The organism is Vibrio sp. OPT46, assembly GCF_015163535.1.
GTDB classification, from domain to species: domain Bacteria; phylum Pseudomonadota; class Gammaproteobacteria; order Enterobacterales; family Vibrionaceae; genus Vibrio; species Vibrio alginolyticus.
In genome coordinates this window covers 19,431-25,469 of sequence record NZ_JADDYG010000730.1, presented here as the reverse complement: position 1 = coordinate 25,469, position 6,039 = coordinate 19,431, and the positions used below count along the sequence as shown (strand labels likewise).

The 6,039-nt window shown below is 42.9% G+C and carries 7 protein-coding genes; 6 read left to right on the top strand and 1 reads right to left on the bottom strand.

Features of this window, described 5'->3' with window-relative positions; translation table 11 throughout:
• From IQR33_RS34445 to IQR33_RS26195, 3 genes are all read left to right on the top strand, one after another.
• A partial coding sequence (locus tag IQR33_RS34445; RefSeq protein ID WP_265575811.1) for a Gfo/Idh/MocA family oxidoreductase occupies positions 1–334 on the top strand: 334 nt, incomplete at its 5' end.
• The gene (locus IQR33_RS26200) at positions 331–801 is read left to right on the top strand and encodes a heme-degrading domain-containing protein (protein ID WP_053306491.1); all 471 of its coding nucleotides are present in this window, start codon (positions 331–333) and stop codon (positions 799–801) included. The genes IQR33_RS34445 and IQR33_RS26200, both read left to right, overlap by 4 nt.
• Positions 802–986: 185 nt before the next feature.
• A complete protein-coding gene (locus IQR33_RS26195) occupies positions 987–2,564 on the top strand; it encodes a sensor domain-containing diguanylate cyclase (RefSeq protein WP_137281953.1) in 1,578 nt (525 codons plus the stop codon).
• Between the two features lie 51 nt (positions 2,565–2,615).
• Here IQR33_RS26195 and IQR33_RS26190 read toward each other — a convergent pair whose 3' ends face one another.
• Positions 2,616–3,173: a DUF3750 domain-containing protein gene (locus IQR33_RS26190; RefSeq protein ID WP_064353879.1), complete on the bottom strand. Its 558-nt coding sequence runs from the start codon at positions 3,171–3,173 to the stop codon at positions 2,616–2,618.
• Positions 3,174–3,653: 480 nt separating this feature from the next.
• Here IQR33_RS26190 and IQR33_RS26185 point away from each other — a divergent pair, with 480 nt between their 5' ends.
• From IQR33_RS26185 to IQR33_RS26175, 3 genes are all read left to right on the top strand, one after another.
• Complete coding sequence (locus tag IQR33_RS26185; RefSeq protein ID WP_025766707.1) at positions 3,654–4,016, top strand: hypothetical protein; 363 nt, start codon at positions 3,654–3,656, stop codon at positions 4,014–4,016.
• 35 nt (positions 4,017–4,051) lie between these two features.
• The gene (locus IQR33_RS26180; RefSeq protein ID WP_137281954.1) at positions 4,052–4,516 is read left to right on the top strand and encodes a GNAT family N-acetyltransferase; all 465 of its coding nucleotides are present in this window, start codon (positions 4,052–4,054) and stop codon (positions 4,514–4,516) included.
• Positions 4,517–4,753: 237 nt separating this feature from the next.
• Positions 4,754–6,039: SLC13 family permease (locus tag IQR33_RS26175; RefSeq protein ID WP_228014155.1), on the top strand; the 1,286-nt coding region annotated here is incomplete at its 3' end.

Below are 6,039 nucleotides of genomic sequence, written 5' to 3'. Positions count from 1 at the left end.
TCTCCGCTACAAAGTATTGGGTACGGAAGCTAAATATGAAAAGTTTGGATTAGATCCTCAAGAGGGCTACTTAAAAGAAGGCCGTTTGCCGGAAAACGATGCTTGGTCGGAAGAAGATGAGGCGTTATACGGCGTCCGTTACGACGAAGACGGTGCGCAAACTATCAAAACGGAGAGAGGCGCGTACCAAGCTTACTTTGTTGGTGTGGCAGACTCCATTCGCTTGGGCACTGATAACCCGGTTCCTGCCGCTCAAGCAGTACAGAATATCGCTCTGATTGAGATGGCATTGGAAAGCAGTAAAACGGGTAAAACGATTCAGGTGAAACCATGAGTTTGACGCTTGAACTCGTGGCCCTGCAAGAGCATGAACTTCAGTTGGCGGAATTTAATCACCATATTGCGTGGTCTATCGGCCTCGCTCTAAAAGAAGAGGCTGAAGCTCGCGGCGCGGCTGTTGCTATTGAGGTTTACGGCTTTGGACAAACGCTATTTCAATACGCGATGGCAGGAACCTGCGCTGATCATGTAGATTGGGTCCGTAGGAAGCGAAACTCAGTATTAAGGTATGGCCACAGCTCTTACTATCTTTCTCTGTACAACAAGCAAAAGCAACGTGATTTCGAAAATCAGCCTCATCTCGATGCTCGTGAGTACTGCGCTCATGGTGGCGCGTTTCCAATTCGGCTTTCTGGGTCTGGTTTGGTTGGGGTTGTGACGGTATCGGGTTTACCGCAGTTAGATGATCATCAGCTAGTTGTGGATATATTAAAAACGATGACAGAGACAAAACCCTCTTAAACGCCAAATATGAAAGTAGCACGGTTTCTTTATCGTGCTACTGAATTCTCTTTTTAGCTCATAAAGTGTTCTTTAATGTGAGCAAATATTAACATTGATCCCAACTTACTACCTGAAAATCAAATCAATTTCATATAACCTATACGCTCATTCATATAGAAAGCCTTCAAAGTTGGCCATTGGCAATGTCTTTTAGAAGAAAAGAAAAACTCAATCTTAGAAATCTTATTGTCACCCTATGTGTGTTCAGTGTGCTTGTCACTTTGATCAACGCATTCTACTCGATTTATCGTGTTCAAAGGGATCTCATCATCAATAACACGTTAGAATCAAACCGTGTTTACGCCCAAAAAATGTCTGAAATGACAGACTCTTTCATAGAAAGCTCAATGTCGCAGCTAAAATACAGTGCGAACGTGCTAAAAGACAAGATGCATGACGCTCAGCTTCTTGATAAAGAGGCTGAGAGATTAAGAACGCAAACCAAATCATTTAACTCTGTGGTTGTCGTTAATGCAAAAGGGGTTATTATTTCTGTATCCCCTGAAACACTTCAGGTGAAAGGTGTAAGGTTAGTGGGTGAAAGAAAACGCCAGTCTTTAAACGCTCAAGCACCGGTTGTTACTGAACCATTTATATCGCCAGCTGGAAATTACTTGTTAACCATCTCATACCCTATATTTTCTCAATCTAATGAATATTTAGGTTATATCGGCGGCACTATTTATCTAGAAAAAGAAAATATTCTTGCAGAGTTACTCAGCCAGCACGCATACAAAGATGGTTCTTTCCTTTACGTTGTCGATGAGAGTAACACTCTGATTTATCACCCAGATCAGTCGAGAGTTGGTGAAGTAATCGACGATAATGAGGTAATCAAAGCGGTGACGATGGGGCAGAGCGGTAACAAAGAAATTGTTAACTCTCGCGGCGTCGAAATGCTTGCTGGTTATGCACCAGTAAAGTCATCAGGATGGGGAATTGTTGCTCAGCGCCCGAAATCGATGACGTTATCTGTGCTAGATGAACAGATGTGGAATGTTTTCCTTAAGTCGATTCCAATTGGTTTATTAACTTTGTTGCTAATTTGGTTCTTGTCCCTTCTTATTTCTAGACCACTTTGGCAGTTAGCGGGTGCTGTGCGAGGTGTCGAAGAACATTCATCCTCTATCGATGATCTCAAACTGGTTAAGTCTTGGTATTTTGAGGTCTCACATTTGAAGCTTAGCTTTCTTAAAGCATTTGGTATCGTGTCAAAAACCATTGATAAGCTGCAACTGGATACATTAACAGATTCGATGACTGGATTATTGAATCGACGTGGATTAGATAAAGTTCTTGGTTTGTTTAAGCAGGAAAATACCGCGTTCTCTGTTTTGGCGCTAGATATTGACCACTTTAAGAGCGTAAACGATAACTATGGCCATGACGTGGGTGACAATTTACTTAGAGAGTTTGCGCAGTTAATGAAAGACCAAGCTCGCTCTAATGATCACCTGTGTCGTTCTGGCGGTGAAGAGTTTATGATGTTTTTGGAAAAAACAGACGTAAACCACGCTATGGATGTTGCAGAGCGTATTAGACACAACGTGGAACAACATGACTTCCAGGTGGTTGGTAAGGTCACGGTTTCGTTGGGCGTTTCTCACTGGAAAGGCAATGACACACCAATTGAAGCAGTAATGAAAGACGCCGATAATGCACTTTATAAAGCGAAACATAATGGAAGAAATAGAACGGAGTTGGGTGACGACGCACAATAGATATTGCGCTTTATGCTGAACATAAAACGAGCCAGTGACTAACCTTTGCTGTTAATCGCTGGCGTAACCGCTACCAATTGCGCGAAACGGCAAGTTCAGCTCTAATTCTGGAATTTGTTTACCCACCCAAGCCGGAAATGTATTGCTATTTGGCCCTGGAAACAGCGTATATTCTTCAGCCCAAGGGTATTGGTTAATCACACTTTGTATTTTAGGGATAAGCTGGCGGGCCTTTTCACCTTGTATGGAGAGGATCTTTTCTGGTTTTGCACCATACCAATATCGATCTGGCGTCCCAGTTTGGTACTGATATAGAGCGGGTTGTCCGCGATTCACTCTCCAGCCGACTACTTCATACACTGTATATTCGTTCGCATTTTCAGGCTTTATTGCAAACCATGTATGAACGGCAAACCAGCCTCGCCAACCAAACGCGTCTGCGGCGTAAAACTCAATCACAGCATGCTTGACATTGGAAGGATCGGGTGCGATACCCGCAGGTTCTCTGCTTGCGGTACGCCAATCTCCTTGAGTGCATCCACCCAGCATAACCGCGATTGACATGAGCCAAATTTTTACAAGGTGAGTAAAGTTGAGAGGGTCTTTCATTTATTGCTCCTAGACCAACCGATGCTGGTAACGCTATATTGATTTTAGCTATAAAAACGTGGCAAGTCTGATAGTTGAAATCCTCTCCTTATTAAAAGAGAGAGGGAAGTTAGTGCCATAATTCCAGTTCATACGTAATAATAAGGTAAGCCGATTTGTAACATCTGGCATAGACGATGTCGTATTTCTCGAACGATTCGTCTAGTTGCGTATGAAAAAGTAAGAGGTTGTATGTATTTCTTACACGGCCACATGAATTAAAAACATTAAAAAAACAGAGGTTTACAGTGGACTTTGACTGATTGAGTGAGTTTGGGACCCTCACATTGTCTCGCATTTGCTTGTTTTGGGCGGAATTTTCATCGCTCATCTTTTTGCGCGTTTAGAGTCAGCGCTCAGCTATGGCACAATAGGCGCTCACAGAACAAGTGCTGTTTGGTCATGCAAATAGTAGAAAAATAACTAGAAATAGAATAATTAATGTTTAAATCAAAAAGTATACTCGCATTAAGCATGTTCGCATTTGGCTGTTTTGCCAATCAAGATAGCGAACCAACGTCCGTTGTGCTGAACTATGGTGACTCCTCCATCAGTACTGATATTCAAGCCAATCGAAAATTTCATGTTGTCCGAGACAATGAAAGTGAGCACGTAGAATTTTCCGGAGGAATCATAAAGGAGTATTCCGATTATATTGTGAATGTTCATATCATAAGAAAAAGCAAAATACGCAGATCAAGCCGAGAGCTGAATACAACCGTACTGATGAACAGTGATCAGATTGGGAAGCCTTTAGTGATTGGCATTGAAAATGATGAGTTCACTAGTATCACTTTGCGTTAATGCTTAGTATTTATTGAATAAGAATGAGGAAATTGATGCTCTCAATACGCTGCTATCGCACCGAGGATGCCCCAACACTGTGGGCACTCTTTTACCATACTGTGCGAATCATTAATCGTCGTGATTATACGGAATCACAAGTTTCCGCTTGGGCACCATCAGATTTTGACCTCGATGTGTGGCAACGCAAAATGGACGATATTCAACCCTACGTCGCGGAGATAGAAGGGCAGGTCGTTGGCTATTGTGATTTGCAAGGTGACGGCTTGATTGATCATTTCTTTTGCCATCATGAATACCAAGGACAAGGTGTTGGTCGTGATTTGATGTCTTTTCTTTGTTCACAGGCGAATGTACAGGGGATAAAACGACTGTATTCTGAAGTGAGTATTACCGCCCGACCTTTTTACGAGAAAATGGGTTTCACAGTTAAGTCTCGACAACATGTTGAGGTTAGGGGAGAAACCTTAACTAACTTTATGATGGAAAAGTATATTTAACTTAAATAGTGAGCTTGAACACAGATATAAAATGTTTTCCAATGTGAAAACGAGTTCATTGATCTCGCACCAACGTTTTGTTTGAAAACAGTGTACATAATCTTCTCTGGAACGCCATTACCGCATTTCGTCTCTGAAGGCTTAAAAACAGTCTGAAAGTTTTGGTTTTGCGGCGGGTAATAGCGTTCCAAACGCCAAATGTGTCTGGCTAACCATCTCAGGAAGAGAAGTAGTACTATGCGCCCTTATCTCAAATACGTTGTTCCAACATTGATACCATTGCTTGTTTGGTTGATGCCTCTCTCTGCGTTCCCATTTGATGGCATTACTATCGTCCAGCAAAGAGTGATTGCAATCTTCTTGCTTGCCGCACTTTGCTGGGTATTCGAGCCAATTCCAATCTACGCCACTTCGGTTGTGATCATTGTCCTAGAGCTATTGCTTGTATCAAATAAAGGTATTGTGCTCTTTCGTTTGCAAGAAGGGCAGCCACATTTTGGTGAGCTATTACAATACAACGAGATAATGGCGACCTTCGCTAGTCCGATTATCATGCTCTTCCTCGGCGGTTTCTTTTTGGCTATGGCGGCGACAAAGTACAGGTTAGATGTCAACTTAGCCCGAGTGTTACTCAAACCATTTGGACAAAAGCCAAAGTTCGTTATGCTGGGGTTGATGCTGATCACCGCTGTTTTTTCCATGTTTATGTCAAACACCGCAACAACAGCGATGATGTTGTCCATTTTAACCCCTGTGATAGCGGTTTTCGGGCCTAAAGACCCAGGTCGAATTGCATTCGCCTTGTGTATTCCTGTTGCAGCCAACATTGGTGGCATTGGTACTCCAATCGGCACGCCACCGAATGCCATCGCCCTAAAATATTTGGTTGGTGACAACTTAATTACGTTTGGTGAATGGATGGTATTTGGTGTGCCATTTGTTATTGTGATGATGGCGTTAGCCTGGTTTCTGATTGGCTTTTTGTATAAAGCCGAACAAACCACCATCGATCTGAACATTAAAAGCAAGTTTTTGAAAACACCCAAAGCAATAATGGTTTACGTCACCTTTGCCGGCACGATTATTCTTTGGTTGATGGGGTCTGCACATGGAATGAATTCTTACACAGTAGCATTAATTCCGGTCGCAGTGTTCTCATTGACGGGCATCATCAACAAAGAAGACTTGAAGAAAATCTCTTGGGATGTGCTTTGGTTGGTGTCAGGCGGTATTGCTCTGGGCCTTGCTCTAGATAAAACCGGGCTTGCGAAGCTGGTGGTACACAGCATTCCGTTTGATCAGTTCTCGCCATATGTTGTCTTGTTTGGTGCGGCTTTCTTGTGCTTGTTAATGGCAAACTTTATGTCGCATACAGCCACCGCAAACTTGCTGATGCCGATTATGGCTGCGCTGGGTACTTCTATGGCTTCGCTAACGCCTCTCGGCGGTGAAGTTACTCTAATCTTGGTCGTGACATTTGCCGCTTCACTCGGTATGTCGTTACCAATCAGTACGCCACCAAA